Here is a 25,601-nt window from a genome sequence, read left to right on the forward strand (position 1 = left end):
CCCGCCGGTCAGGGTCCTCGATCAAGGGCGAGACCCGCTCCCGACGAGGCAACCACGCACTCAAGAACGCGCTGTTCCAGTCCGCGTTCGCCAGCTCGGACACCGCGACACGCCGCAAAGCGCGTGGATCACGCTCCCGGGGCCCGCAGCCGGCCGCGTAGATCACGCTCCCGGCGCCGGCGGTCGGCCCGTGCGGTCGGACGTTGGGCGGCGGGTCTGGTGGGTGCCGGAGTGGGCCGGAGCAGCGCCACGGCGTCGTGGGACGGATCGGGACGTCCGAACCGGGCGGGCGCAGGAGTGCGGGGGCGGACAGCGGGAATCCGCCGGTCGGAGCCGATGACGGGAAGGCGACGACGGGGGAGGGGCGGAATGCGGCTGACCGGGGTGTCACCGGAGTCCGGCTGGACCGGGCTCTCGGTGAGCACCACCCTGACCAACCCGAGCACCCGGCCCGGGCTGCGGCTGCCGGGACGGGTGACGCTCACCGCCGGGCCGGACGACGTGCCGATCCGGCACATCCGGCTCGGCCTGGTCGCCCAGGTCGAGCCGGACGACCCCGGCGCGCCCCGCCGCCTGGTGCAGTACCACCAGGCGCCGGTCGCGGGCCGGTTCGTGGTGCCGGCGGGGCGACGGCGGGCGGTCGACTTCGCCCTGCCGCTGCCCTGGGAGACGCCGCTGACCATTTTCGGCGGGGTGCCGCTGATGACCCTGCGCACCGGGTTGCGTACCGAGGTGTCGGTGGACCCGTACCTGGACCAGGGGGCCATGGTGCCGGTCTTCGTCCACCCGCTCCCCACCCAGCAGCACGTCCTGGCCGCCCTCGACACGCTCGGCTTCGTGATGCGGCAGGCCGGTCTGGCGCAGGGCCGGCTGCCCGGGGTGGAGCAGGCGCTGCCGCTGCACGAGCGCCTCGGGTACTGGGTCGCGCCCCTCTACGCCGGGCCGATCACCGAGCTGGAGCTGATCTTCGTGACGAACTCGGCCGGCCTGGAGGTGATCCTCTGGCTGGACCGCAGGCTGTCACTGACCGGAATCAGTCACCAGAGCATCAGCCGGTTCCGGATCTGGCACGCCGGCGCCGAGCAGCGGGACTGGGTCAACACCGTCGACGGCTGGCTGCGCGAGGCGATCAACCGGCACGCGGCGGCCGCCTCGCACGCCCACTGGTCCGCCCGGATCGGCGAGTCGGCGCACGTCAGCCGCCGGCCCGACGTGCCGGTCGCGCCCGGCTACGGCCTTGGCGGCACCGCCGGGAGCGCGGGCGTCGGCGGGGGCGGCGACGGGACCTGACCTGCCGCCCCGGAGTCAGACCGAGGCGGTGGCGAGCTTGAGGCTGAAGCCGAGGAAGAGCACCGCGACGCCGGTGGTGGCGCCTGCGGCCAGCCGCCGACGGCGCCGGAACTGCGCCGCCAGGAACGTGCCCGCGAAGATCAACGCGGTCAGGTAGAGCGCGCTGGTGACCTGGGCGATCAACCCGAGCAGCAGGAACGACAGCGCCGGCCAGGCGTACCCGGGGTCGACGAACTGGATGAAGAACGAGATGAAGAAGAGGATCGCCTTCGGGTTGAGCAGGCTGACCACCAGCGCCCGGCGGAACGGACTGCGCATCGCCGCCGGCTCCGCGGCGTCGATCAGGCGCGGCGCCTGCGGGTCGTTGCGGTCGCGCCAGCGCTGCCAGGCGCCGCGCAGCATCGTCACCCCGACATACCCGAGGTACGCCGCACCCGCGTATTTGATCACCAGGAAGAGCGGCGGGTACGCCTTGAGCAGCGACGCCACCCCGGCCGCGGAGAGGACCATCAGCACCCCGTCGCCGACGAACACGCCGCCCGCCGCCCGGTAGCCGGCCCCCACGCCCCGCTTGGCCGCGGTGGAGAGCACGAAGAGCGAGTTGGGCCCCGGCAGCAGGATGATCGCTATGGTTCCCAGCACGTACGTCCAGATGTCGGTGATACCCAGCACGCCCGTCATCATCAGGCCACGACCGCCGTCCGGTGAAGTCTTTCCCGGAGCCTGAGTTGTGCGTTCGGCCACTCATCGACGGTCATCGCGTACAGCACGGTGTCCCGCCAGGAGCCGTCCGGGCGCTGCCGGTGCCGCCGCAGCACCCCCTCCCGGGTGGCGCCCAGACGTTCGATCGCCGTCTGCGAACGGCTGTTGCGGATGTCGGTGTGCCAGACCACGCGGACCGCGCCGAGTTCGTCGAACGCGCGGGTGAGCAGCAGCAGCTTGGCCTCGGTGTTGATCCCGCTGTGCCACCAGGGCCGGCCGAGCCAGGTGTGGCCGATGGCGACCGACCGCCGCTCGGGGTCGATGTCGTAGTACGAGGTGGTGCCGACCACCGCTCCCGTCCGTGCGCAGCGCTGCACCCAGGGCACCCGTTCGCCCCGATGCCCGGCGGCCAGCGCGCCGGCGACGATCTCCGTCATCGCGGTCGGGCCGGCGGGCAGCGGGTGGCCCAGGTGCTCCCACACCTCGGGCTCGGCGGTGGCGGTGAAGAGTTCGTCGGCGTGGGCCAGGTCCAGCGGCTCCAACAGCACGTGCCCGCCTCGCATGGTCGTCGCCTCCCGCCACGGCGACCCGGCCGCCCGCAGGTACGCCGGCACCGGCGCGGTCACGCCCGCGTGCGGCTCCGGCGGCCCGGCGGTCAGCCGCAGCGGCACCACCCCGGCCCAGTACGGCAGGTCGACGTCGGCGGAGTCCTCGCGGACCCCGCCGGTGCGGGAGCGCAGCGACACCTCGCGCAGCGGCAGCGCCAGCACGGCGGTCTCGGCCAGCTCCCGGCGGCTCGGCGGGCGGCTGTCCGCGCTGCGCCCGGCGCCGACCTTCTCCACCAGGGCGGTCAGCATCCGTACCTTCTCGGCGTCGTCGGTGACCAGGTGGGCGGTGCCGTGCGCGACCACCGACCGGTAGTTGGCGCTGTGGTGGAACTGCGAGCGGGCGTAGACCAGCCCGTCGAGCAGGGTGACCGTGACGCAGATCCGCAGCCCGGCGTCGCCGCGGGCGGCGAGCAGCGGCCGGCTGCCGGTGGAGCCGTGCAGGTAGAGGGTGTCGCCGACGCGCACGTGCAGGGTGGGCAGCAGCCGGGGCTCGCCGTCGACGGTGAACCCGAGCACGCAGTGGTACGCCTCGTCGAGCACCGCGTGCGCGGCGGCCCGGTCGTAGTTCATCCGCTCCCGGGAGCGGCTGGCGGTGGTCCGCGCGGTCGGGGCGTACATGTGCCATCCCATCTTTGTTCTAGTACAATCCTGAAACTGTGCCAGCACGTTATCAGATCACCGGGTCCACGTCCGCCGCCATTTCGGCCAGCGTGGAAACCGGCGTCCGCGCCGGCGCCCTGGCCGCCGGCAGCCCGCTGCCCGCCGTCCGGGCACTGGCGGCCGAGCTGTCGGTCAGCCCGGCCACCGTCGCCCGGGCCTACCAGGAGCTGCGCCAGCGCGGCCTGGTCGTCACGGCGGGCCGGCACGGCACCCGGGTACGCCCCCGGCCCCCGGTCGCCAGCCGCCGCTCCGCGCTGCACCCGCCGCCCGCCCCCGGCACCCGCGACCTCTCCCAGGGCCAACCCGACCCCCGGCTGCTGCCCCCGCTCGGTCCGCACCTGGCCGCGCTCGCCGCCGAGATCGGCCCACCCGTCGGGTACGCCTCGACCGCCGTGCTCCCCGCGCTCGCCGAGGCGGCCCGGGACCGCCTCACCGCCGACGGTGTGCCGGCCGAGGAGATCACCGTCACCGGGGGCACGCTGGACGGCATCGAGCGGCTGCTCGCCGCCCACCTGCGCCCCGGCGACGCGGTGGCGGTGGAGGATCCGGGCTGGGTCAACCTGCTCGACCTGGTCGCCGCGCTGGGGCTGCGGCCGATCGGCGTACCGCTGGACGACGACGGGCCCACCGAGGCCGGCGTGCGCGACGCCCTGACCCTCGGCGCCCGGGCGCTGGTGGTGACCAGCCGCGCGCAGAACCCGACCGGCGCCGCCGTCTCCGCCGGCCGGGCCGGCGCCCTGCGGGCGCTGCTCGCCGGCCGTCCCGACCTGCTGCTGATCGAGGACGACCACGCCGCCGAGCTGGCCCGGGTGCCGCTGCACCCGCTCGCCGGGGCGACCCCGGCGTGGGCCTTCGTCCGGTCGGTGAGCAAGCCCTTCGGGCCCGACCTACGGCTGGCGGTGCTGGCCGGCGACGAGGCCACCGTGGCCCGGGTCGCCGGGCGGGCCCGGGTCGGCGCCGGCTGGGTCTCCACCGTGCTGCAGCGGCTCGTCCTGGCGCTCTGGCGCGACCCGGCCACCGCCGGGTTGGTCCGCCGGGCCGGGCAGGAGTATGAGCGGCGGCGATCCGCCCTGCTCGCCGCCCTCGCCGCCCGGGGCCTCACCGGGCACGGGCGCAGCGGCATAAACGTCTGGCTGCCGGTCCCGGACGAGACCGTCGCGGTCACCGCGCTGCGCGACGCCGGCTGGTCGGTCGCCCCGGGCGCGCTCTTCCGGATCGGCGCCGACCCGGCCCTCCGGATCACGATCAGCGCCCTGGACGAAGCCGACGTCGGGCCGCTCGCCGACGCGATCGCACGGGCGCTGCGCCCCGCCGCGTCAGGCGGGTTCACCGCATGAGTCGACCGGTGGCGCATGGCGGCGGTCTGGGCGGGTACGCCCCGTCCCGGAGGTGAACGACCATGGCGGCAGGCAAACCCAGGACGGGTCTCTGGATCGTCATCGCGCTGGTGGTGATCGTCCTCGTGATCGTGGCGATCGCGCTGGCCTCGCGTGGCGGCGGCGGTGGTGGCGGCTACTGACGCCGGGGGACCTGCCCGCCGGGCGGCACCCGGCGTCGGCACGACAACCGGTATATAACAGTCCTCATGGCCGAGCAGACCGAGAATGCGCCCGGAGCCCAGCAGTTCATCCCGCCGCAGGCCGACACGATCGACGAGCTGCGCACCGCCGCAGCCGGCTGCCAGGGCTGCGAGCTCTACCGTGACGCCTCGCAGACGGTCTTCGGCCGGGGCGACGAGACCGCCCGGGTGGTCCTGGTCGGTGAGCAGCCCGGCGACATGGAGGACCAGAAGGGACTGCCCTTCGTCGGCCCGGCCGGCCGGCTGCTGCGCCGGGCGGTCGACGACGCCGGTATCGACCCCGGGCACATCTACCTGACGAACGCCGTGAAGCACTTCAGGTTCGAGCTGCGCGGGAAGCGGCGCATCCACCAGACACCGGACCGGGTGCACATCACCGCCTGCCGGCCCTGGCTGGTCGCGGAGTTCTCCCGGCTGCACCCCGAGCTGGTGGTGGTGCTCGGCGCGACCGCCGCCAAGGCCCTGCTCGGCCCGTCGTTCCGGGTCACCCGGCAGCGGGGTGAGCTGCTGCCGTGGCCGGCGTCCGCCCAGCGCCCGGAGGACTTCGCCCGGGTGCCGGTGGACAGCGCCGGCAAGGTCGCCGACGCGCCGGCAGCGCAGCTGCTGGCCACCATCCACCCGTCCGCCGTGCTGCGCGCCGACGACCAGGACGCCGCGTACGCGGGGCTGGTCGGGGACCTGACGGTCGCCGCCCGCGCCCTGGCCGCGTAGCGCACCCCGCCAGGAGGCGCCGGCGGATCCACTGAGGAGTGTCGGAGCGGCCGCCACCCCCTGGGCAGGGCGGGTGGGCGGTGCCACACTGGCCGCCATGGAGCAGCATCTCTACGAACCGGTCCACGAGGAGTTCCGCGACCTGTGCCGGGAGTTCCTGGCCCGCGAGGCGGTGCCGCACCACGCCCGGTGGGAGGCCGACGGGATCGTCGACCGTGCGGTCTGGCGCAAGGCCGGCGCTGCCGGGTTGCTCGGGATGGACGTCGACACCGACCACGGCGGCGGCGGCCAGCGGGACTTCCGGTTCAACGCGGTGCTGGTCGAGGAGATCGTCGCGTCCGGCTGCTCCGGGCTCGGCTTCGGCCTGCACAACGACGTGGTGGCGCCGTACCTGACCGAGCTGACCACCGACGACCAGCGCAAGCGCTGGCTGCCCGGCTTCTGCTCCGGCGACCTGGTCACCGCGATCGCGATGAGCGAGCCCGGCGCCGGTTCCGACCTGGCCGGGGTACGCACCAGCGCGGTCCGGGACGGCGACAGCTGGGTGCTCAACGGGCAGAAGACCTTCATCACCAACGGCGAGCTGGCCGACCTGGTCATCGTGGTGGCGCGGACCGCCCCGGACCAGGGCGCCCACGGGGTGAGCCTGATCGTGGTGGAGACCGGCACTCCCGGCTTCACCCGGGGCCGCCGGCTGGCGAAGGTGGGCCTGAAGGCCAACGACACCGCGGAGCTCTTCTTCGACGACTGCCGGGTGCCGGCGGAGAACCTGATCGGCACCGAGAACCACGGCTTCTACCACCTGATGGCCAACCTGCCCCGGGAGCGGCTCAGCATCGCCGTCGCGGCGGTGGCGGCGGCGGAGAAGCTGCTCGCGGTGACCCTCGACCACGCCCGCTCGCGGGAGGCGTTCGGCCGGCCGATCGGGAAGTTCCAGCACAACCGGTTCCTGCTGGCGGAGATGGACACCGAGGTGACCATCGCGCGCACCTTCGTCAACCACTGCGTGACCGAGTTCAACGCCGGTCGGCTCTCGGTCACCGACGCCGCCAAGGCCAAGTGGTGGACCACCGAGCTGCAGAACCGGGTCGCCGACCGCTGCGTGCAGCTGCACGGCGGCTACGGCTACATGCTGGAGTACCCGGTGGCGAAGGCCTGGCTGGACGGGCGGGTGCAGACCATCTACGGCGGCACCACCGAGATCATGAAGGAGATCATCGGCCGCGGGCTCGGCCTGTAGCGCGACCGGGTCTCTCGGGGACGGGGCCGGTTTGCAAGGATGGGGCGGCGTCTGACCCCTTACCGAGGAGGCCGCATGGCCACCGACCTGACCGCGCCGGACCGTACCCGGCCGGACGTCGCGCCGATCCAGCGGCGGACCCTGCGCCTGCTCTTCACCACCCAGATCATCGGCGGGATCGGCGTCACCATCGGCATTGCCGTCGGGGCGCTGCTCGCCGCCCGGGTCGCCGGCACCGCCGTCGCCGGCCTGGCGCAGAGCGCCGCCGTGGTCGGCGGGGCCCTGCTCGCCGTCCCGATCACCCGGATCATGAACGGGCACGGCCGGCGACCCGGGCTGGCCGTCGCCTACCTGGCCGGCGCGGCCGGTGCCGTGCTGGTGGTGCTCGCCACGGTCACCGGCTTCGTACCGCTGCTCTTCCTGGGCATGCTGCTCTTCGGCGGCGGCACCGCGGCGAACCTCCAGGCCCGCTACACCGCGGTGGACCTCGCCGAACCGGCCCGCCGGGGCCGGCAGTTGTCGCTGATCGTCTGGGCCACCACCATCGGCGCGGTGGCCGCGCCGAACTTCGCCTCGCTGGCCGACCGCACCACCCGCGGGTGGGGGCTGCCGCCGCTGGCCGGCCCGTTCGCGTTCAGTGCCGCCGCGTTCGTGCTCGCCGCCGTCGTACTCCTGGTGCTGCTGCGGCCCGACCCGCTGCTCACCGCGCGCCGGCTGGCGGCGGCCGACGCCCCGGTCGCGGCCGCCGTCGCGGACGTCACCCCGCCGGCGGACGCCGTCGCCGCGCCGGCGGAGACCGCCCGGCGCGACGCGGGGATGCGCGCGGCCTGGCGGGTGGTACGCGAGCGCCCGGCCGCCCGGCTCGGCATCGCGGCGGTGGCGGTGGGCCACGTGGTGATGGTCGCGGTGATGTCGATGACGCCGGTACGCCTCGGCGAGTCGCACGGCGACGCCGACGTGCTGCGGGTGGTCGGCATCGTGCTGAGCCTGCACATTGCCGGCATGTACGCGCTCAGCCCGGTGGTGGGCTGGCTCACCGACCGGCTGGGTCGGCGTGCGGTCGTCCTCGGTGGGGTCGGGCTGCTGCTGGCCGCGTGCGCGGTCGCCGGCACCGCCGGGCACGACACGCCCCAGCTCTCGGTCGGCCTGGTCCTGCTCGGGCTGGGCTGGTCCGGCACCATGGTGGCCGGCTCCACCCTGCTGTCGGAGTCGGTCCCGGCGGCGGTCCGGCCGAGCGTGCAGGGGTTCTCCGACCTGACGATGGGGCTGGCCGGCGCCGCCGCCGCCGCGCTCAGCGGGTTTGTCATGCGGGCGGCGGGATATCCGGTGCTGACCCTGCTGGCGGCGATCGCGGTGGTGCCCCTGGTGGCGCTAGCGTTGCGTCCGGTGCCGGTGGGGGCACCGGACGAGGAGGACTGATCACGTGCGGCTGACCGACTTCTGGGCCCGGCTGGCGGAGGCCTTCGGGCCGGGCTACGCGGCCAGCATCGCCCGTGACCAGGTGTTGTCCCAGCTGGGCGGGCGGACCATCGAGCAGGCGTTCGCCTCGGGTGAGCAGACCCACGTGGTGTGGCGGGCCGTCGTCGCCGCCTATCCCGACCGGGTGCCCGCCCGGCTACGCTGAGCAGCGGGTTCGTCGCTCCCGCGTGTCGCCTGCCCGCTCGTACACGTGTTCGGCTATTGTCCACAGCGGGGTGCTCGTCCACAGCTCACGGCCTCCTCGGCTGGTTTTCTGTCGGACCCAGCGCCTAGCGTGTCCGCGTGACGCGAAGCTCAGGAAAGACGCCGGCGAAGGCAGGGGTGGCAAACATGGCCGCAGGGCCCGACCGGGAGAAGGCACTCGACCTTGCTCTCGCTCAGATCGACAAGCAGTTCGGCAAGGGTTCGGTGATGCGGCTGGGGGAGCGGCCGGTCATCCAGACCGCCGTGATCCCGACCGGTTCGATCGCGCTCGACGTGGCGCTCGGCGTGGGCGGTCTGCCCCGCGGCCGGGTCGTCGAGATCTACGGTCCCGAGTCCAGCGGTAAGACCACGGTCGCCCTGCACGCGGTGGCCAATGCCCAGCGGGCCGGCGGCATCGCCGCCTTCATCGACGCCGAGCACGCGCTCGACCCGGAGTACGCGAAGGCTCTGGGCGTCGACACCGACGCCCTGCTGGTCTCCCAGCCGGACACCGGCGAGCAGGCGCTGGAGATCGCGGACATGCTGGTCCGCTCCGGCGCGATCGACATCATCGTGATCGACTCGGTCGCCGCCCTGGTGCCGCGCGCCGAGATCGAGGGCGAGATGGGTGACAGCCACGTGGGTCTGCAGGCCCGGCTGATGAGCCAGGCGCTGCGCAAGATCACCGGTGTGCTCAACAACACCGGCACCACGGCGATCTTCATCAACCAGTTGCGAGAAAAAATCGGGGTCATGTTCGGCTGCATGTCGTACTCGACCAGGGTCACCCTGGCGGACGGTACGCAGGAGAAGATCGGCAAGATTGTCAACCAGCGGATGAACGTCGAAGTGCTCTCCTACAACCCGGAAACCGACCGGGTGGAGCCGAAGCGGATCACCAACTGGTTCAACAACGGGCCGGCGGAGGAGTTCCTCCAGTTCACCGTGGCCAAGTCTGGTGGTAACGGTCGCGCACAGTTCGCTGCCACGGCCAACCATCTTGTCCGTACTCCGGGCGGGTGGCGGGAAGCCGGGGAGCTCATCGCCGGCGACCGCGTCATGCTGGCGGAGCCGCGGCGCCTCAGCGACCAGCAGTGGCAGGTCATGCTCGGCTCGTTGATGGGCGACGGCAACCTCTCGCCGAACCTCCGTGGCCGCTCCGGCGTTCGGTTCCGCTTGGGACATGGCGCGCAGCAGGTCGACTACCTCGACTGGAAGGTGTCGTTGCTCGGCAACCTGACCGTGTCGCGTCGGGTCGACGCCCGGGGCGCGGCTTTTGCCGACTTCACCGCCCTGCCTGAGCTGGAGGAACTTCGTCGCGCCGTCTATCTCGGTGACGGTAAGAAGCACCTGAGCTGGGACTACCTCAAGGCCCTGACGCCGCTGGCGCTTGCGGTCTGGTACATGGACGACGGCTGCTTCACTCTGCGTTCCAAGGGACTGCAGAGGCGTACCGAGGGCGGCTCCGGCCGGATTGAAATCTGCGTCGAGGCGATGGCAGAGGGGAGCAGGGAGCGGTTGGTCGAGCACCTGCGCGACGCGTACGGGCTGGACGTGAAGCTGGTGGCGCGTGGCACCCGGCAGGCGGCGTCGATCATGTTCACCACCGAGGCGTCTGCGAGGTTCCAGGCTCTGATCGCTCCCTACGTGCCGGCGGCGATGGATTCCAAGCTGCTGCCCCGGTTCCGTGGCCAGTGTGCCGTCGAGCCGCAGTTCGTTCCGGCGGAACTCATGCCGGTGCCGGCTCGGATCATCGATGTGCATGTCAAGCCCAGGACTCGCTCCATGAACCGGTTCGACATCGAGGTGGAGGGCAACCACAACTACTTCGTCGACGGCGTCATGGTGCACAACAGCCCGGAGACCACCACCGGTGGTCGGGCGCTGAAGTTCTACGCCTCGGTCCGGCTCGACGTGCGCCGCATCGAGAGCCTGAAGGACGGCACCGACGTGGTCGGTAACCGGACCAGGGTCAAGGTCGTGAAGAACAAGGTCGCCGCGCCGTTCAAGCAGGCCGAGTTCGACATCATGTACGGCAAGGGCATCTCCCGCGAGGGCTCGCTGATCGACGTCGGCGTGGAGCAGGCGATCATCCGCAAGTCCGGCGCCTGGTACACCTACGACGGTGACCAGCTCGGCCAGGGCAAGGAGAAGGCCCGCGAATTCCTCCGGGAGAACCCGGACGTGGCCGCCGAGATCGAGAAGAAGATCCTGGAGAAGCTCGGCGTCGGGGTCGGCGCGGGCGACGCCGCCGGCGGCCCGGAGCTGCCTCCGGTCGACTTCTGATCGGCCGCTGACTAAGTGGCAGGACGACGCGCCCGCACGGGGCGAGGCTGGGACGCCAGCCCGCCTCGGGCGGGTGACGACACCGCGCCCCGGCCTCGGCGGGGTCGTCGCGGCCGGTCCGCCGAGACCGATCCGGAGGCGACCCCGGCCCCACCGCGCGACGAGGCCGAGGTGGCCCGGGAGATCTGCCTGCGGCAGCTCGCGGTGCGTCCGCGTACCCGGGCCGAGCTGGCCGGGGCGCTGGCCAAGCGGGGCATCTCCGACGAGGTCACGGCCGACGTGCTCGACCGGTACGACGAGGTCGGCATCATCGACGACGCCGCCTTCGCCCGTGCCTGGGTCTCCAGCCGGCACGCCGGTCGGGGCCTGGCTCGCCGGGCGCTGGCCAACGAGCTGCGCCAGCGCGGCGTGGACGGCGACGTGGCCAGCGAGGCGCTCGGCGAGCTGGACGAGGAGACCGAGGCGGAGACCGCCCGCGTCCTGGTGGAGCGGAAGCTGCGCACCGCCCGGGGCGAACCGGACGCGGTGTTCCGCCGGCTGGTCGGGATGCTCGCCCGCAAGGGCTACCCGCCGGGCGTGGCGATCCGTGCGGTGAAGGACGCGCTCGCCGCGCAGAGCGCCGAGGCGGCCGAGTTCGCCGAGCAGATCGACGCCGACGCCCTGGCCGAGGCCGAGGGGGAGCTCGACCGGGACACCCGCGGCACCGACTGACCCGCCACCGTCCGCGCACCCGGTGCGCCGTCGCACCGGGGCCGTGAGCAGGTCCGAAGGCTGACACGTAACCCCGTTGCCCGGGTCCTTTGTCCGCTGCTGTCCGTCATGCCGTCACCAGCGGGTGACGAAACAACTTCGCTCCGTTCGGGGGGTTTGATCATGAGTTCTTGACCGAACGGCCTTTCGCGACCTAGCCTCGCCCTACAGGCTCACATTGCCCGACCAGCGCAGGCTAAGCGCACAACATAGATCGCGTAACAGAACAGCATCACTTTGGCCAGCTCCACCGGCCTTTGACGGTCGCTCCGGACAGCCGGTCCGGAGCCGATCCGACAACTGCACCCGGCTGTCGGCGATGCCCGGAGGGGCACCGCCGACAGAGAGCTGTACCCACGGCCAGCCGCTCGGTCGGGCGTCCAGGGTCGTAGAGGCTCGTGCCCGTCGGCACGGTCCTCTGCGGCGTCGACGTTCAGGGGAGGCGGCCATGGCGGGGCGGCACAGGGACCACGGGTCCCGAGGGGGTGTCGGCGGTAGCGGGTCCGCCGGTGGAGTACGGCGGTCCGGCCTCGCCGGCCGGTGCGACGGGGTACGGGCATGAGCGCCGTGGAGGTGGTGCTGCTCGTCGTCGTGCTGCTCCTCGCCCTGGTCGTCGTCGGCGCCGTGCTGTTCGGCGTACGCGTGGTGCGGCGCCTCGGCACGGCCCCGGCTCCGGAGGACCCGGCCTTCATCGCCGAGAAGGACCGCCAGGAGCAGTCCCTGGCGGCGCTGCGCAGCGCCGCCGACGAGGCGCACAGCACCATCGACGTGGCGAAGTCCGCCGCGGCCGCCGCCCGCACCGAGGCGGCCGGTGCGAAGGCCGAGGCGAAGGCGGCCCGGGCCGAGGCCCGCCGGGTGCTCGACGACGCCCGCGCCGAGGCGGACACCGTCCTGGAACGGGCCCACCGGCAGGCCGAGGCCGACGCCGAGCAGTTGCGGACCACCGCCCGGCGCAGCGGCGAGCGGGAGGTGGCCGTCCTTGCCGCCACGACCCGGGAGCAGGCCGCCGAGGTGGAACGCCGGGCGGCCAGGATGGACGAGCGGGAGCGGCTGCACACCGAGGAGGTGGAGCGCCTCGCCGAGCGGGAACGGCAGCTCACCGCGGCCCGCGCCGAGCTGGCGAGGCGGGAGGCCGGGCTCGTGGAACGGGAGACCGCGCTGACCGCCGCTGAGGAGCAGCGCCGCCGGGAGCTGGAACGGGTCGCCGGGCTCACCGCCGACGCCGCGCGGGCCGAGCTGATCGAGGCGATCGAGACGCAGGCCAAGCGGGAGGCCGCGCTGCTGGTCCGGGACATCGAGTCCGACGCCCGCGGCACCGCCGAGCAGCGCGCCCGGCACATCGTGGTGGACGCCATCCAGCGGGTGGCCAGCGAGCAGACCGCGGAGAGCGTGGTCAGCGTCCTGCACCTGCCCGGCGACGAGATGAAGGGGCGGATCATCGGCCGGGAGGGGCGCAACATCCGCGCCTTCGAGTCGGTCACCGGGGTCAACCTGATCATCGACGACACCCCCGAGGCGGTGCTGCTGTCCTGCTTTGACCCGGTGCGCCGGGAGGTCGGCCGGCTCACCCTGGAGAAGCTGGTCCTCGACGGCCGGATCCACCCGCACCGGATCGAGGAGGTGCACGACCTGGCCCGCCAGGAGGTGGAGGCGCTCTGCCACCGGGCCGCCGAGGACGCCCTGGTCGAGGTCGGCATCACCGAGATCCACCCGGAGCTGGTCACCCTGCTCGGCCGGCTGCGCTACCGGACGTCGTACGGGCAGAACGTGCTCAAGCACCTGGTGGAGACCGCGCACATCGCCGGGATCATGGCCGCCGAGCTGCGGCTGGACGTGCCTACGATCAAGCGTTGCGCGTTCCTGCACGACATCGGCAAGGCGCTCACCCACGAGGTGGAGGGCTCGCACGCCATCATCGGCGCCGACCTGGCCCGCAAGTACGGCGAGAGCGAGGACGTGGTGCACGCCATCGAGGCGCACCACAACGAGGTGCCGCCGCAGACCATCGAGGCGGTGCTCACCCAGGCCTCCGACGCCTGCTCGGGTGGGCGGCCGGGCGCCCGGCGGGAGAGCCTGGAGGCGTACGTCAAGCGGCTGGAGCGGATCGAGGAGATCGCGGCCGGCAAGCTCGGCGTGGAGAAGGTCTTCGCCATGCAGGCGGGCCGGGAGGTCCGGGTGATGGTCAAGCCGGAGGACGTCGACGACATCGGTGCGGCGGTGCTGGCCCGGGACGTGGCCAAGCAGATCGAGGAGGAGCTGACCTACCCGGGGCAGATCCGGGTGACCGTGGTCCGCGAGTCCCGGGTCACCGAGATCGCCCGCTGACATCGACTCCGGCCCGACAGCGGGGCGGGCGGAACGACGAGGGCCGGCCCGGATGTCCGGGCCGGCCCTCGGGTCGTCAGTGGCGGGTCAGATGCCCTGGCCGCTGCTCTCGGACTGCGACATCAGCGCCGCGGGCGGCGGGTTCTGCGCCGGCGTGCCGGCGGTCTTGCGGCCCTGGGAGAGCCGGCGCTGGACGTACTGCGCCAGCTTCGACAGCGAGTAGTTGACCACGATGAAGAACGCGGCGATCACGACGTAGACCTGGATCGGGTTGCCCAGCACGCCGATGATCTGCTTGCCGATGTTGAGCGTCTCCTGGTAGCTGATGATGAAGCCCAGCGAGGTGTCCTTGAGCACGACGACCAACTGGCTGATCAGCGCCGGCAGCATGATCCGGAACGACTGCGGCAGCAGGATCATGCGGGTGGCCTGCAACGGCGAGAGGCCGATCGCGGCAGCGGCCTCGGCCTGACCGCCGGGCAGCCCCTCCATGCCGGAGCGGAGGATCTCCGCGATGACCACCGAGTTGTAGATGGTCAGGCCGATCACCAGATACCAGAGCGTGTCGAACGAGGCGCCGAACTCGGGGAAGCCGCGGGCCACGAAGAAGATGGTGATGACGACCGGCAGGCCGCGGAACACCTCGACGCAGACCCGGGTGACGGCCGAGAGCAGCAGGCTCAGCCCGCGCAGCAGGTATGCCGCCGGCGTCGCCAGCCCGGTGAAGCGTCGCCGGGTCAGGCTCTTGAGCTGGATCCGCAGTACGGCCAGCAGGGTGCCGACCAGCAGCGACGCGACGATGGACAGCGCCGCCGCGATCAGCGTGTTCTTGACGCCGAAGGCGATCCGGTCCCACACCAGGGAGAAGCTCTCGTTGGAGGGGTCGACCAGCGGCCCCCACAGCTCCAGGGAGAACTGGCCCTTGTCGTCCAGCGGCTGGTAGATCAGGAAGTACGCCGCGACGAGCAGCACCACCGTGGCGACCAGGCTGCCGATCAACGTGATCCGCCGCTGGCGGGGGCCGGGGACGTCGTAGAGGACGCTGGTCTGCTGACTCATCGGGCCACCGCCTGTCGCTTCTCCAGCCGGTCCAGCAGGGCGCCGAGCGGCACGGTCATGATCAGGTATCCGATCGAGATGCCGATGGCGACGGGGATGAAGGCGTAGCCCTCGGCCGAGGTGAGCTGGTCGGCGGTCTGCGAGAGGTCACCGACCACGCCGAAGAAGCCGACCAGCGCCGAGTTCTTGATCATCGCGATGATCACCGAGCCGAGCGGCACCACCGAGGCCTTCCAGGACTGCGGCAGCACCACGTAGCGCAGGTTCTGGCCGAAGGTGAGGCCGAGCGAGCGCGCCGCCTCGGCCTGCCCGGCCGGCACCGCGTTCACGCCGGATCGCAGCGCCTCGCAGACGAACGCCGCGGTGTAGAGCACCAGGGCGATCAGCGCGAAGCGGAAGTACGGCAGGTCGGTGCCGAGCCGCGTGAACAGCGCGTCCAGGCCGGGGATGCGCAGGAAGTCCGCGTTCGAGCCGAGCGCCGGCAGGCCGAAGGCGGCGAAGAACATCACCACGGTCAGTGGCATGTTCCGGAAGAGATTGACGTATCCGGTGCCGAGGGCGCGCAGCGGCGGCACCGGCGAGATGCGGAGCACCGCCACGACGGCGCCCAGGAGCAGGGCGCCGATCGCGGCGAGCACGCAGATCTGGAGGGTGAGCCAGAAACCGCCCGCAAAGACGTCGAACTTGTCGATGAGCACATTCACGGGTCGGTGTTCCTCCCCACCCTCCAGATCGAAGGTCAGATCAGTAGCGGTTGACGGTCGGGGCGCTGCCCAGTTCGGCGCCGAACTTGCCGGCGGTGTCGTCCCAGGCCTTCTTCCAGCTACCGTCGGAGAAGGCCTTCTCCAGCGTGTCGTTGATGAAGTTGCGGAAAGCGTTGTCCTCCTTCTTCACCCCGATGCCGTACGGCTCCTTGGTGAAGTTGTCGCCGGCCAGCTTGAAGGACGCCTCGTCCTTGGCGATGAAGCCGAGCAGGATCACGTTGTCCGTGGTGACGGCGTCGACCTGGCCACCCTTGAGGGCGTCGCGGCACTTGTCGTAGGTGTCGAAGAGCACCAGCTGGGTGGCGACGTCCTTGACGGACTGCTTGATGGTCTCGGCCGGGGTGGAGCCGGTCACCGAGCAGACCTTCTTGGTGCCGTCCTTGAACGAGTCCGGGCCGGTGATGCTGGTGTCGTCCTTCTTCACCAGGATGTTCTGGCCGGCCTCGTAGTACGGCCCGGCGAACGCGATGCGCTCCTTGCGCTTGTCGTTGATCGTGTAGGTCGCGGCGACCAGGTCGACGCTGCCGTCGACGATCTTGTCCTCACGGACCTTCGACGGCGTCTCCACGAACTCGATCTTGTCCGCGGGGATGCCGAGTTCCTTGACGATGATCTTCGCGACCTCGACGTCGAAGCCCTCCGGCTTGCCCGACAGGCCGGTCTGACCGAAGCCCGGCTGGTCGAACTTGGTGCCGATCTTGATCTTCTGGGCCTTGTTGAGCTTCTCCATGGTGCTGCCGGCGGCGAACGACTTGTTGCCGGCGCCGGTGCCCTCCGTGGCGTCGTCGCCACCGCAGGCGGCCATTCCGAACGACAGGGTGGCGGCCGCCGCGAGCGCCGCTACGCGCTTCATACGCATATACATCTCCTTTTTCGACGGAGCCCGCCGGAGGCGGCGTGCTCCACAACCGACGCCTAGTGAGTGAGGATCTTGGAGAGGAAGTCCCTGGCCCGCTCGCTGCGGGGGTTCGCGAAGAACTCGGTCGGCGGGGCGTCCTCGACGAGCTGCCCGTCGGCCATGAAGATCACCCGGTTCGCCGCGTGCCGGGCGAAGCCCATCTCGTGGGTGACCACGACCATGGTCATGCCGTCGCGGGCCAGCGAGGTCATCACGTCCAGCACCTCGCCGACCATCTCCGGGTCGAGCGCGCTGGTGGGCTCGTCGAAGAGCATCGCCTTCGGCTGCATGGCGAGCGCGCGGGCGATCGCGGCGCGCTGCTGCTGGCCGCCGGAGAGTTGGGCCGGGTACTTGTCGGCCTGGTTGGCGATGCCGACCCGGTCGAGCAGGGCCAGGCCGCGCTCGCGGGCGGCGGCCGGCTTCTCCCTGCGGACCTTGATCGGGCCGATGGTGACGTTTTCCAGGATGGTCTTGTGCGCGAAGAGGTTGAACGACTGGAAGACCATGCCGACCTCGCTGCGCAGCTTCGCCAGCGGCTTGCCCTCGGCGGGCAGCGGCGTCCCGTCGAAGGTGATGGTGCCGGAAGTGATCGGCTCCAGCCGGTTGATGGTCCGGCAGAGCGTCGACTTGCCGGAGCCGGAGGGGCCGATCACCACGACCACCTCACCCCGGCCGACGGAGAGCGACACGTCGTCCAGCACGTGCAGGGGCCCGAACCACTTGTTGACCCCGTCCAGCACGATGAGCGGTTCGCCCGTCGTCACGTCGTCCACCGTCCCTGTCGTCCCTCTCGGAAGCGGGGTCGGTCGACCCCCGGTTGGGCCACTGTAGGCGGGGGGATGTGGCGGAACGCAACCTGGTGGGTCACGGAGCGGTAACACCGGTCCCGGCCGTGCCCGGGAGTCCGAATTTCGTCACCGTACGGCCCGTTCGGGTGGTGGTGGCGGGGCTACGCGGAGATCATGTGGGGATGACCCACGGCGTCCGCCTGACCGATTACGCCCGGGGCGGCGGCTGCGCCTGCAAGATCCCGCCCGGCGAGCTGGAGGCGATGGTGGCCGGCCTGGGCCCGGCCGGCGGCACCGCCGACCTGCTGGTCGGGCTGGACCACGGCGACGACGCCGCGGTGGTCCGGCTGGACGAGCGGACCGGGCTGGTCAGCACCGCCGACTTCTTCACCCCGGTCGTCGACGACCCGTACGACTGGGGCCGGATCGCCGCCGCCAACGCGCTGTCCGACGTGTACGCCATGGGCGGCACCCCGCTGGTCGCGCTGAACCTGCTCTGCTGGCCGCGCGACGTGCTCCCGCTGGAGCTGGCCCGGGAGGTGCTGCGCGGCGGGCAGGACGTGGCCCGGGAGGCCGGCTGCCACCTCGCCGGCGGCCACAGCGTCGACGACGACGGCCCCAAGTACGGCCTCGCCGTCACCGGGGTGGTCCGTCCCGAAGAGCTGATCACGCTCGACGCCGGCCGGGCCGGCCTGCCGCTCTCGCTGACCAAGCCGCTCGGCGTCGGGGTGCTGAACACCCGGCACAAGCGGACCGGCGAGCGGTTCGCCGAGGCGGTCGCCTCGATGGCCGCGCTCAACCGGGACGCCGCCCGCGCGGCGGTCGCCGCGGGCATCCGCTGCGGCACCGACGTCACCGGCTTCGGGCTGCTCGGGCACGCCTCGAAGCTGGCCCGGGCCAGCCGCCTCACGGTCGCGATCGACACCGCCCGGGTGCCGTACCTGCCCGGCGCGCGGGAGGCCGTCCGCGACGGGTACGTCAGCGGCGGCACCCGCCGCAACCTGGACTGGGTGCGGCCGTGGACCGACTTCGGTTCGACCGGCGAGGCCGACCAGCTGCTGCTCGCCGACGCGCAGACCTCCGGCGGGCTGCTGGTCGCCGGGGAGGTCCCCGGTGGCGCCGTGGTCGGCGAGCTGCTGCCCGCCGGTGAGCACCGCCTCGTGCTCCGCTGACCGGCGGGAACCCGCCGGCTGAGGTCCCCCGGGTCGGGCACCATACCCGATAAACTGTCACCTTCCCGCTACTCGGTACAACGGGGCCCGAGGAAATTTTGCCCGGAATGGTCACAGACCGGTAACTTGCCCCCGGCTGAGGTCATATGCACCTCACCATCGTCAGTAAGGCCCGATCCGGAGGCCGGTGGGACGAACGCAGCGAGGAGGCGGCATGACCGAGCTGTGGAACTGGAGAATCGACGGGGCGGCGCCGGTGGCGGTGTACCCGGCGCTGGCCGAGGCGCTCGGCCGGGTGGTGATGCCCCTCGCCGTCGCCGACCCGGCCCGGCTGCCCACGTACGCGGTGATCTGCGACGTGTGGGAGGCGCCGGGGGAGTTCGCCACGGTGGTGGACTGCTACGGGGTGCCCGAGCGGCTCAACGAGCGCACCAGCGTCGCCGCGCTGGCCCGCCTGCTCGACCGCAACTGCCTGCTGACCGACGACACCCTCGACGCCGGCCGGCACCTGCTGGTCGCGCCGGACGGCACCATCCGCCCGGTGCACTTCGACGTGACCGAGACCGACGACGGCGAGGTGCTCAGCAACCAGCGGCTCTGCACGCTGGCCAATCCCGGCTGTCGGGGCTGGTCCCGGTGCCACCGGTCGCGCTGGGCGCCCGACTCGGTCAACCCGGCCCTCGCCGCGGCCTGACGGCGCCGGGCCCGCCGCTCCCGCCGGGCCCGGCGCCCGATCAGCCGGCCCGCGCCGGGCGGGATCCCCGCACCTGCAACTGGTCGAGCAGGGTCGCCGTGGCGGCGGCCACCGCACGTACCGCCGCGTCGAACGCCTCGGCGTTGTGCGCGGCCGGGGCCCGGAAGCCCGAGATCTTCCGGACGTACTGCAAGGCCGCCGCCTCGATGTCGGCCGGCGTCACCTCCGGCACGTACGGCTCACGCAAGGTCTTGATGCTGCGGCACATGGCTCCTCCTCGTTCGGGTCCACCCGGTCGGCCCGGATACGCTGTGCACGTCATGACTACCGCAGCCGCCAGCAGCCCGCGCACCTACCAGGTGCGCACCTACGGCTGCCAGATGAACGTGCACGACTCCGAGCGCATCTCCGGCCTGCTGGAGCAGGCGGGTTACGTGCGTGCCGCCGAGGCCGACGACAACCCGGACGTGGTGGTGTTCAACACCTGCGCCGTCCGGGAGAACGCCGACAACCGGCTCTACGGCAACCTGGGTCATCTGCGCCCCGTGAAGGCCAAGCACCCCGGCATGCAGATCGCCGTCGGCGGCTGCCTGGCCCAGAAGGACCGTGGCGACATCGTCCGCAAGGCACCCTGGGTCGACGTGGTCTTCGGCACCCACAACATCGGCTCGCTGCCGGTGCTGCTGGAGCGGGCCCGGCACAACGCCGCCGCCGAGGTGGAGATCCTCGAATCCCTCGACGTCTTTCCCTCCACGCTGCCGACCCGGCGCGAGTCGACGTACGCCGGCTGGGTGTCGATCTCGGTGGGTTGCAACAACACCTGCACGTTCTGCATCGTGCCCTCCCTGCGCGGCAAGGAGAAGGACCGCCGCCCCGGCGACATTCTCTCCGAGGTGCGCGCCCTGGTCGACTCCGGCGTGCTGGAGGTGACCCTGCTCGGGCAGAACGTCAACTCCTACGGCGTGGAGTTCGGGGACAGGTACGCCTTCGGCAAGCTGCTGCGCGCCTGCGGCGACGTCGACGGGCTGGAGCGGGTCCGGTTCACCAGCCCGCACCCGAAGGACTTCACCGACGACGTGATCGCCGCGATGGCCGAGACGCCGAACGTCTGCCACTCGCTGCACATGCCGTTGCAGTCCGGCTCGGACGACGTGCTGCGCGCGATGCGCCGGTCGTACCGGTCGGAGCGCTACCTGGGCATCATCGAGAAGGTCCGGGCGGCGATGCCGGACGCGGCGATCACCACCGACATCATCGTCGGCTTCCCCGGCGAGACCGAGGCCGACTTCCAGTGCACCCTCGACGTGGTCCGCGAGGCGCGGTTCTCCTCGGCGTTCACCTTCCAGTACTCCAAGCGCCCCGGCACCCCGGCGGCAACCATGGACGGCCAACTGCCCAAGCAGGTCGTGCAGGAGCGCTACGAGCGGCTGATCGCCTGCGTCGAGGAGATCACCTGGGCAGAGAACAAGCGCATGGTGGGGGAGACCGTCGAGGTGCTGGTCGCCGTCGGCGAGGGGCGCAAGGACGAGCGCACCGGCCGGATGTCCGGCCGCGCCCGCGACGGCCGTCTGGTGCACTTCGAGGCGGGCTCGCTGGCCGGCCAGGTCCGCCCCGGCGACATCGTGCACACCACGGTCACGTACGCCGCCCCGCACCACCTCAACGCCGACGGCGAGCCGGTGTCGCACCGGCGCACCCGGGCCGGCGACGCGGCCGAGGCGGGCCGCTCCCCGCGTACCCCCGGGGTGCTGCTCGGGCTGCCCACGGTCGGCGCGCCGGCCGCGGCGCCCGCGCCGGCACCCGGCTGCGCCGCGCACTGACCGGCCGCCGACGGCCGGGACCTCCGCCGGAGGCCCCGGCCGTCGCCGCGTCGGGGCAGGGTCAGCAGGCGGTGCTGTTGAGCTTCACCGTGCCCGGCGCGGACGCCGCGCCGTTGGCGGTGAAGCCGATCGTCACCGACGCTCCGGCCGCGAGGGACCGCGACCAGTCGGGCGCGGCGGCGGTGACCGTCGTGCCGGACTGGGTGACCGTGGCGTTCCAGCCGCTGGCCAGGCTCACCCCGGACGGCCAGGACCAGGCCACCGACCACGGGTTCACCGCCGTGGTGCCGGTGTTCTGCACGGTCAGCTCCCCCTGGAAGCCGCCCTGCCAGGCATTGACCTGCTTGTGGCTGGCGGTGCAGCCGCCGGTCGGGGCCGGGGTCGTCGACGCTGGATGCTGGACGCGGGGCCCGGGTGCGGGTGCGGCGCGCGGTGCGGGTGCGGGTGCGCGGCCCGGGGCCCGGGGCGCGGACGCGCATGAGCCCCGGTCCCGCCAGGGGACCGGGGCTCCCGGAGCGTGCCGGCGTCAGCCGGCCTGCTCGGCGAGCTGGAGGAACTGCCGCTTGGAGGCGAGCGCCTGCTCGGCCTCCCTGACCCGGCGGGCGTCCCCGGCGGCCTGCGCCCGGGCCAGCCGCTCCTCGGCCTCGGCCACCTGCGCCCGCATCTGGGCGAGCAGCGGGTTGTCCTCCTTGGTGGTCCGCCGCCACGCCGAGTCCATGACCTCGCGGACCTTGTCGTCGACGGTCCGCAGCCGCCGCTCCAGCCCGGCGGCGGCCTCCCGCGGCACCCGGCCGGCCTCGTGCCACTGCGCCTGGATCTCCCGCAGCTTGGCCTGCGTACCCTTCGGGTCGGCGTCGACGTCCAGCGCCTCGGCCTCGGCGAGCAGAGCCTGCTTGCGCTCCAGGTTGACCCGCTGCTCGTTGTCGCGGGCGGAGAAGACCTCGCTACGCCGGCTGAAGAAGGCGTCCTGGGCGGCCCGGAACCGTTCCCAGAGCTTCTGCTCGGCCTCCTTGGAGGCACGCGGCGCGGCCTTCCACTGGTTCATCAGCTCCTTGAGCTGGTTGGCGCTGATCGCCCAGTCGGTGGAGTCCTTCAGCTTCTCCGCCTCGGCGACCAGCTCTTCCTTGACCGTCTGCGCCTGCTTGCGCTGCTGGTCGAGGGAGGCGAAGTGGGCGCCCCGGCGGCGGGTGAACCCGTCCCGCGCCGCGGCGAACCGCTTCCACAGTTCGCCGTCGGCCTTCTTGTCGACCCCGCGGATGGTCTTCCACTCGTCGAGGATCTCCTTGAACCGGTCACCGGCGGTCTTCCAGCCGGTCGACTCGGCGGCCAGCTTCTCCGCCTCCTCGACCAGGGCGGTCTTGCGGGCCAGCGCCTCGCCGCGGGCGGCGTCCCGGGCGGCCCGGGCTTCGCCGGCCTTCTCCTCGGCGACGGCGGCGAGCTTGTCCAGCCGCGCGGCGAGGGCGTCGATGTCGCCGACGACGTGCGCCTCGACCAGCGAGGCGCGGATCCGGCGGATCGTGGTCAGCGAGTGGCCGGCGTCCGCCGCGCCCGAGTTGAGTCGGGCCTCGGTCAGGTCCACCTCGGTCACCAGGTCGGCGAAGCGTCGGGCGAAGTGGGCCAGCCCCTCCTCCGGGGCTCCCGCCTGCCAGGATCCGACCACCCGCTCACCCTCGGTGGTCTTCACGTACACGGTGCCGTCCGCGTCCACCCGTCCGAAGGCAGTCCAGTCGCTCATGTGCCCATCCTCGTTCTCCCGGCGTCGACGGGACGGATCCCGCGATCGCCGCCACGGCGCAGCCAAGTTACTCCCGGCATTGTCACAGGTCCGACCCCGTCCGCGTGAAGCGCCTGCCGTCGACCGTGACCATACGGTGTCCTACCGCTCGAATGACCGGATCGGCGCGGGGACGCACCGGCGCGTCCGGCTACCGTGAATCCGTGCCTCTGGTCGCCGCCGCCGTCTGCCCCCACCCGCCCCTGATCGTGCCCGAGCTGGCCGGTGCCGCCGCCGCCGAGCTGGACGAGCTCCGGGCCGCCTGCGACGCCGCTGTCGCCGGGCTGCTCGCCGCCGCGGCCGACGAGGTCCTCCTCATCGGCGACGGGCCGCGGACCACCACGTTCGACCCCGCCGACTTCGGCTCGCTGCGGCCGTTCGGGCTGGACCGGCCCGTCCGGCTCGGGAAGACCAACTGCGCCGGCGGGGAGCGCCTGCCGCTGAGCCTGACGGTCGGCGCCTGGCTGGTCGGCCGGTCGGGCACCGAGCTGCCCCGGCTGGCCCGGTCGGTGGCGACCGACGAGTCCCCGGTGGCCTGCGCGGAGCTCGGGGCGTCCCTGGTCGGCGGGCCCGACCGTCGGGTCGCGCTGCTGGTGCTGGGGGACGGGTCGACCTGCCGGGGGCGGCAGGCGCCCGGCTACGACGACCCGCGCGCCGAGGCGTACGACGACGGGGTGGCGCGGGCCCTGGCCGACGCGGACGCCGAGGCCCTGCTCGGCCTGGACCCGGTGCTGTCGGCGGAGCTGAGGGTGGCCGGGCGGGCGCCCTGGCAGGTGCTGGCCGGCGCGGTCCGCGCGACCGGCGGCGACTGGCGGGGTGAGCTGCGCCACTACTCGGCGCCCTACGGCGTCGCCTACCTCGTGGCGTCCTGGGAGCCCGCGTGAGCAGCGCGGCGGTGGTGGCGGTGGTCGGGCCGACCGCGGCCGGCAAGTCGGCGCTGAGCATCGCCCTGGCACACGCCCTCGACGGTGAGGTGGTCAACGCCGACTCGATGCAGCTCTACCGGGGCATGGACATCGGCACCGCCAAGCTGACCTCGGCCGAGCGGGAGGGCGTGCCGCACCACCTGCTGGACATCTGGGACGTCACCGAGCCGGCCAGCGTCGCGGAGTACCAGCGGCTGGCGCGCGCGGCGGTCGACGACATCCTGGCCCGGGGCCGGGTGCCGCTGCTGGTCGGCGGCTCGGGGCTGTACGTGCGGGCGGTGCTGGAGCAGTTCGAGTTCCCCGGCACCGACCCGGCGGTGCGGCAGCGGCTGGAGGCCGAGCTGGCGGCGGTGGGGCCGGCCCCGCTGCACGCCCGCCTGGCGGCGGCCGACCCGGTCGCGGCGGCCGGCATCCTGCCGGGCAACGGCCGGCGGATCGTCCGGGCGCTGGAGGTGATCGAGCTGACCGGGGCGCCGTTCACCGCCTCGCTGCCGGAACCGACGCCGTACTACCCGTCGGTCCAGCTCGGCGTCGACCTGGACACCGCGCCGCTGGACGAGCGGATCGCGCTGCGGGTCGACCGGATGTGGGCCGACGGGCTGGTCGCCGAGACCCGCGAGCTGGTCGGCCACGGCCTGCCCGAGGGTCGGACGGCCAGCCGGGCGCTCGGCTACCAGCAGGTGCTGCGCTTCCTGGCCGGGGAGCTGAGCGAGACCGGGGCACACGACGAGACGATCCGGGCCACCCGGCGCTTCGTCCGCCGGCAGCGCTCCTGGTTCCGCCGCGACCCGCGGATCCACTGGCTCGACTCGGCCTCGCCCTCGTTTCTCGACACGGCGCTGCGGGTGGTCGCCGACCATCGGCGATGATGGGGGCGTGGAGTTCACCAAGGGCCATGGCACCGGCAACGACTTCGTCATCCTGCCCGACCCGGACGGGGCGCTCGACCTGACGCCCGGGCTGGTCGCCGCGATCTGCGACCGGCGGCGCGGTGTCGGCGGCGACGGCGTGCTGCGGGTGGTCCGGGCGGCCAAGCACCCCGAGGGCGTCGCCCTGGCTGGCGAGGCCGAGTGGTTCATGGACTACTGGAACTCCGACGGGTCGTTCGCCGAGATGTGCGGCAACGGCGCCCGGGTCTTCGTCCGCTACCTGCTGGAGACCGGGCTGGCCACGCCCGCCGGCGCGGCGCTGCCGGTGGCCACCCGGGCCGGCGTGGTGCGCGCGCGGGTCGAGGGGGAGGCGATTGCCGTCGAGATGCGCCGCCCCCGGGTGTACGACGCCTCGACCGCCACCCTGGGCGGGCTGACCCTGCCCGGCGCGGCGGTGGACGTCGGCAACCCGCACCTGGTCTGCGCGCTGCCGGCCGGGCGGGAACTGGCCGCCCTCGACCTGACTCACGCGCCCGAGTACGACGCCGGGGTCTTCCCGGCCGGGGTGAACGTCGAGTTCATCGCGCCGGGGGAGCCGGTGGACGGCACCGACGGGCACGTGCTGATGCGGGTCTACGAGCGGGGCTCGGCCGAGACGCTCTCCTGCGGCACCGGCGCCTGCGCGGTGGCCGCGGTGGCCCTGCGCGACGACGCCCGGGACACCGGCACGGTCGCGGTGGACGTCCCCGGTGGCCGCCTCACGGTCACGGTCACCGGCGACTCCTGCTGGCTGTCGGGGCCGGCGGTCCTGGTCGCCACCGGCACCCTCACCCCCACCACCCTCCTCCCCTGACCCCCCGGCCCCCCGCCCCCTGCGGGGCCGACCCGGTGATCATGAAGTTAGCGGGGAGGAAGTGGGACAAACCAACCCGCTAACTTCATGATCGACGCGGGTGGGGTGGGTGGGGTGGGTGGGGTGGGGGGGGGGGGGGGGGGCGGGCCGAACGCACCCGGCGCGGGGTGA

At 72.9% G+C, this 25,601-nt stretch carries 22 protein-coding genes and 4 pseudogenes; 17 read left to right on the plus strand and 9 right to left on the minus strand.

What is annotated here, in order from left to right; genetic code table 11:
• Positions 1–369 precede the first annotated feature (369 nt).
• Positions 370–1,290, plus strand: a complete 921-nt coding sequence (locus ABZ807_RS28715; protein ID WP_357164633.1) for a sporulation protein — start codon at positions 370–372, stop codon at positions 1,288–1,290.
• 15 nt (positions 1,291–1,305) lie between these two features.
• On the opposite strand, the gene leuE is transcribed toward ABZ807_RS28715, so the two are convergent.
• Together leuE and ABZ807_RS28725 are read right to left on the minus strand one after the other, a co-directional pair.
• Positions 1,306–1,974 carry a leucine efflux protein LeuE gene (gene leuE / locus ABZ807_RS28720; RefSeq protein WP_357164636.1) on the minus strand — a complete coding sequence of 223 codons (669 nt, stop codon included), beginning with the start codon at positions 1,972–1,974 and terminating at the stop codon, positions 1,306–1,308.
• Positions 1,974–3,218, minus strand: coding sequence for a bifunctional pyridoxamine 5'-phosphate oxidase family protein/GNAT family N-acetyltransferase (locus ABZ807_RS28725; RefSeq protein WP_357164639.1), 1,245 nt, complete (start codon positions 3,216–3,218; stop codon positions 1,974–1,976). Before ABZ807_RS28725 ends, leuE begins: the two co-directional genes overlap by 1 nt.
• A 38-nt stretch (positions 3,219–3,256) precedes the next feature.
• On the opposite strand from ABZ807_RS28725, the gene ABZ807_RS28730 reads away from it, so the two are divergent.
• From ABZ807_RS28730 to rny, 10 genes and pseudogenes are all read left to right on the plus strand, one after another.
• On the plus strand, positions 3,257–4,597 hold the full coding sequence (locus ABZ807_RS28730; protein WP_357164642.1) for an aminotransferase class I/II-fold pyridoxal phosphate-dependent enzyme: 1,341 nt from the start codon (positions 3,257–3,259) through the stop codon (positions 4,595–4,597).
• A gap of 248 nt (positions 4,598–4,845) precedes the next feature.
• On the plus strand, positions 4,846–5,550 hold the full coding sequence (locus tag ABZ807_RS28735) for a UdgX family uracil-DNA binding protein (protein ID WP_357164645.1): 705 nt from the start codon (positions 4,846–4,848) through the stop codon (positions 5,548–5,550).
• 97 nt (positions 5,551–5,647) lie between these two features.
• Complete coding sequence (locus tag ABZ807_RS28740; protein ID WP_357164648.1) at positions 5,648–6,790, plus strand: acyl-CoA dehydrogenase family protein; 1,143 nt, start codon at positions 5,648–5,650, stop codon at positions 6,788–6,790.
• 75 nt (positions 6,791–6,865) lie between these two features.
• Complete coding sequence (locus ABZ807_RS28745) at positions 6,866–8,209, plus strand: MFS transporter (protein ID WP_357164651.1); 1,344 nt, start codon at positions 6,866–6,868, stop codon at positions 8,207–8,209.
• 4 nt (positions 8,210–8,213) lie between these two features.
• Positions 8,214–8,414: a DUF3046 domain-containing protein gene (locus tag ABZ807_RS28750; RefSeq protein ID WP_357164654.1), complete on the plus strand. Its 201-nt coding sequence runs from the start codon at positions 8,214–8,216 to the stop codon at positions 8,412–8,414.
• Positions 8,415–8,599: 185 nt separating this feature from the next.
• Positions 8,600–9,214, plus strand: a pseudogene (recA, locus tag ABZ807_RS28755) (recombinase RecA); the annotation flags it as partial.
• A gap of 3 nt (positions 9,215–9,217) precedes the next feature.
• Positions 9,218–10,066 (plus strand): annotated as a pseudogene (locus ABZ807_RS28760) (recombinase RecA); the annotation flags it as partial.
• 135 nt (positions 10,067–10,201) lie between these two features.
• A pseudogene (locus ABZ807_RS28765) lies at positions 10,202–10,738 on the plus strand (recombinase RecA); the annotation flags it as partial.
• A 15-nt stretch (positions 10,739–10,753) separates the two neighbouring features.
• Positions 10,754–11,449, plus strand: a complete 696-nt coding sequence (locus tag ABZ807_RS28770; protein WP_357164656.1) for a regulatory protein RecX — start codon at positions 10,754–10,756, stop codon at positions 11,447–11,449.
• A 597-nt stretch (positions 11,450–12,046) separates the two neighbouring features.
• The gene (gene rny, locus ABZ807_RS28775; RefSeq protein WP_357164659.1) at positions 12,047–13,813 is read left to right on the plus strand and encodes a ribonuclease Y; all 1,767 of its coding nucleotides are present in this window, start codon (positions 12,047–12,049) and stop codon (positions 13,811–13,813) included.
• 87 nt (positions 13,814–13,900) lie between these two features.
• On the opposite strand, the gene ABZ807_RS28780 is transcribed toward rny, so the two are convergent.
• The 4 genes from ABZ807_RS28780 to ABZ807_RS28795 are packed head-to-tail and all read right to left on the minus strand — an operon-like array spanning position 13,901 to position 17,307.
• The gene (locus tag ABZ807_RS28780; RefSeq protein WP_357164662.1) at positions 13,901–14,872 is read right to left on the minus strand and encodes an amino acid ABC transporter permease; all 972 of its coding nucleotides are present in this window, start codon (positions 14,870–14,872) and stop codon (positions 13,901–13,903) included.
• The gene (locus ABZ807_RS28785; RefSeq protein WP_357164665.1) at positions 14,869–15,576 is read right to left on the minus strand and encodes an amino acid ABC transporter permease; all 708 of its coding nucleotides are present in this window, start codon (positions 15,574–15,576) and stop codon (positions 14,869–14,871) included. The genes ABZ807_RS28780 and ABZ807_RS28785 overlap by 4 nt, the downstream gene beginning before the upstream one ends.
• Positions 15,577–15,616: 40 nt before the next feature.
• Complete coding sequence (locus ABZ807_RS28790; protein ID WP_357164668.1) at positions 15,617–16,495, minus strand: glutamate ABC transporter substrate-binding protein; 879 nt, start codon at positions 16,493–16,495, stop codon at positions 15,617–15,619.
• 56 nt (positions 16,496–16,551) lie between these two features.
• Positions 16,552–17,307: an amino acid ABC transporter ATP-binding protein gene (locus ABZ807_RS28795; RefSeq protein ID WP_357164671.1), complete on the minus strand. Its 756-nt coding sequence runs from the start codon at positions 17,305–17,307 to the stop codon at positions 16,552–16,554.
• Positions 17,308–17,504: 197 nt separating this feature from the next.
• Here ABZ807_RS28795 and selD point away from each other — a divergent pair, with 197 nt between their 5' ends.
• Both selD and ABZ807_RS28805 read left to right on the plus strand, forming a co-directional pair.
• A complete protein-coding gene (gene selD, locus ABZ807_RS28800; protein WP_357164674.1) occupies positions 17,505–18,494 on the plus strand; it encodes a selenide, water dikinase SelD in 990 nt (329 codons plus the stop codon).
• 214 nt (positions 18,495–18,708) lie between these two features.
• The gene (locus ABZ807_RS28805) at positions 18,709–19,188 is read left to right on the plus strand and encodes a hypothetical protein (protein WP_357164677.1); all 480 of its coding nucleotides are present in this window, start codon (positions 18,709–18,711) and stop codon (positions 19,186–19,188) included.
• A gap of 40 nt (positions 19,189–19,228) precedes the next feature.
• Here the strand turns inward: ABZ807_RS28805 and ABZ807_RS28810 are convergent, their stop codons facing one another.
• Positions 19,229–19,456 carry a DUF2277 domain-containing protein gene (locus ABZ807_RS28810; protein ID WP_154942825.1) on the minus strand — a complete coding sequence of 76 codons (228 nt, stop codon included), beginning with the start codon at positions 19,454–19,456 and terminating at the stop codon, positions 19,229–19,231.
• Between the two features lie 52 nt (positions 19,457–19,508).
• Between ABZ807_RS28810 and miaB the strand changes: the two genes are divergently transcribed.
• Complete coding sequence (gene miaB, locus ABZ807_RS28815; protein ID WP_357164680.1) at positions 19,509–21,008, plus strand: tRNA (N6-isopentenyl adenosine(37)-C2)-methylthiotransferase MiaB; 1,500 nt, start codon at positions 19,509–19,511, stop codon at positions 21,006–21,008.
• Between the two features lie 61 nt (positions 21,009–21,069).
• Here the strand turns inward: miaB and ABZ807_RS28820 are convergent.
• A pseudogene (locus ABZ807_RS28820) lies at positions 21,070–21,357 on the minus strand (cellulose binding domain-containing protein); the annotation flags it as partial.
• 177 nt (positions 21,358–21,534) lie between these two features.
• Entirely contained in the window at positions 21,535–22,743 is a 1,209-nt protein-coding gene (locus ABZ807_RS28825; protein WP_357164683.1) for a DUF349 domain-containing protein, read from the minus strand.
• Between the two features lie 152 nt (positions 22,744–22,895).
• Here ABZ807_RS28825 and ABZ807_RS28830 point away from each other — a divergent pair, with 152 nt between their 5' ends.
• Genes ABZ807_RS28830 through dapF form a run of 3 tightly spaced genes read left to right on the plus strand, consistent with a single transcriptional unit; the run spans position 22,896 to position 25,430 of the window.
• The gene (locus ABZ807_RS28830) at positions 22,896–23,666 is read left to right on the plus strand and encodes a hypothetical protein (RefSeq protein ID WP_357164686.1); all 771 of its coding nucleotides are present in this window, start codon (positions 22,896–22,898) and stop codon (positions 23,664–23,666) included.
• Positions 23,651–24,577, plus strand: a complete 927-nt coding sequence (gene miaA, locus ABZ807_RS28835) for a tRNA (adenosine(37)-N6)-dimethylallyltransferase MiaA (protein WP_357164718.1) — start codon at positions 23,651–23,653, stop codon at positions 24,575–24,577. Before ABZ807_RS28830 ends, miaA begins: the two co-directional genes overlap by 16 nt.
• A 7-nt stretch (positions 24,578–24,584) precedes the next feature.
• The gene (gene dapF, locus ABZ807_RS28840) at positions 24,585–25,430 is read left to right on the plus strand and encodes a diaminopimelate epimerase (RefSeq protein WP_357164688.1); all 846 of its coding nucleotides are present in this window, start codon (positions 24,585–24,587) and stop codon (positions 25,428–25,430) included.
• Positions 25,431–25,601 lie beyond the last annotated feature (171 nt).

This window comes from Micromonospora sp. NPDC047548, assembly GCF_040642975.1.
Taxonomy (GTDB): Bacteria; Actinomycetota; Actinomycetes; order Mycobacteriales; family Micromonosporaceae; genus Micromonospora.

Coding starts and splice junctions, on each gene's coding strand:
- ABZ807_RS28715 (WP_357164633.1), top strand. CDS start 370: ATGCGGCTGACCGGGGTGTCACCGGAGTCCGGCTGGACCGGGCTCTCG.
- leuE (WP_357164636.1), bottom strand. CDS start 1,974: ATGATGACGGGCGTGCTGGGTATCACCGACATCTGGACGTACGTGCTG.
- ABZ807_RS28725 (WP_357164639.1), bottom strand. CDS start 3,218: ATGTACGCCCCGACCGCGCGGACCACCGCCAGCCGCTCCCGGGAGCGG.
- ABZ807_RS28735 (WP_357164645.1), top strand. CDS start 4,846: ATGGCCGAGCAGACCGAGAATGCGCCCGGAGCCCAGCAGTTCATCCCG.
- ABZ807_RS28740 (WP_357164648.1), top strand. CDS start 5,648: ATGGAGCAGCATCTCTACGAACCGGTCCACGAGGAGTTCCGCGACCTG.
- ABZ807_RS28745 (WP_357164651.1), top strand. CDS start 6,866: ATGGCCACCGACCTGACCGCGCCGGACCGTACCCGGCCGGACGTCGCG.
- rny (WP_357164659.1), top strand. CDS start 12,047: ATGAGCGCCGTGGAGGTGGTGCTGCTCGTCGTCGTGCTGCTCCTCGCC.
- ABZ807_RS28780 (WP_357164662.1), bottom strand. CDS start 14,872: ATGAGTCAGCAGACCAGCGTCCTCTACGACGTCCCCGGCCCCCGCCAG.
- ABZ807_RS28790 (WP_357164668.1), bottom strand. CDS start 16,495: ATGCGTATGAAGCGCGTAGCGGCGCTCGCGGCGGCCGCCACCCTGTCG.
- selD (WP_357164674.1), top strand. CDS start 17,505: ATGACCCACGGCGTCCGCCTGACCGATTACGCCCGGGGCGGCGGCTGC.
- ABZ807_RS28805 (WP_357164677.1), top strand. CDS start 18,709: ATGACCGAGCTGTGGAACTGGAGAATCGACGGGGCGGCGCCGGTGGCG.
- ABZ807_RS28810 (WP_154942825.1), bottom strand. CDS start 19,456: ATGTGCCGCAGCATCAAGACCTTGCGTGAGCCGTACGTGCCGGAGGTG.
- miaB (WP_357164680.1), top strand. CDS start 19,509: ATGACTACCGCAGCCGCCAGCAGCCCGCGCACCTACCAGGTGCGCACC.
- ABZ807_RS28825 (WP_357164683.1), bottom strand. CDS start 22,743: ATGAGCGACTGGACTGCCTTCGGACGGGTGGACGCGGACGGCACCGTG.
- ABZ807_RS28830 (WP_357164686.1), top strand. CDS start 22,896: ATGACCGGATCGGCGCGGGGACGCACCGGCGCGTCCGGCTACCGTGAA.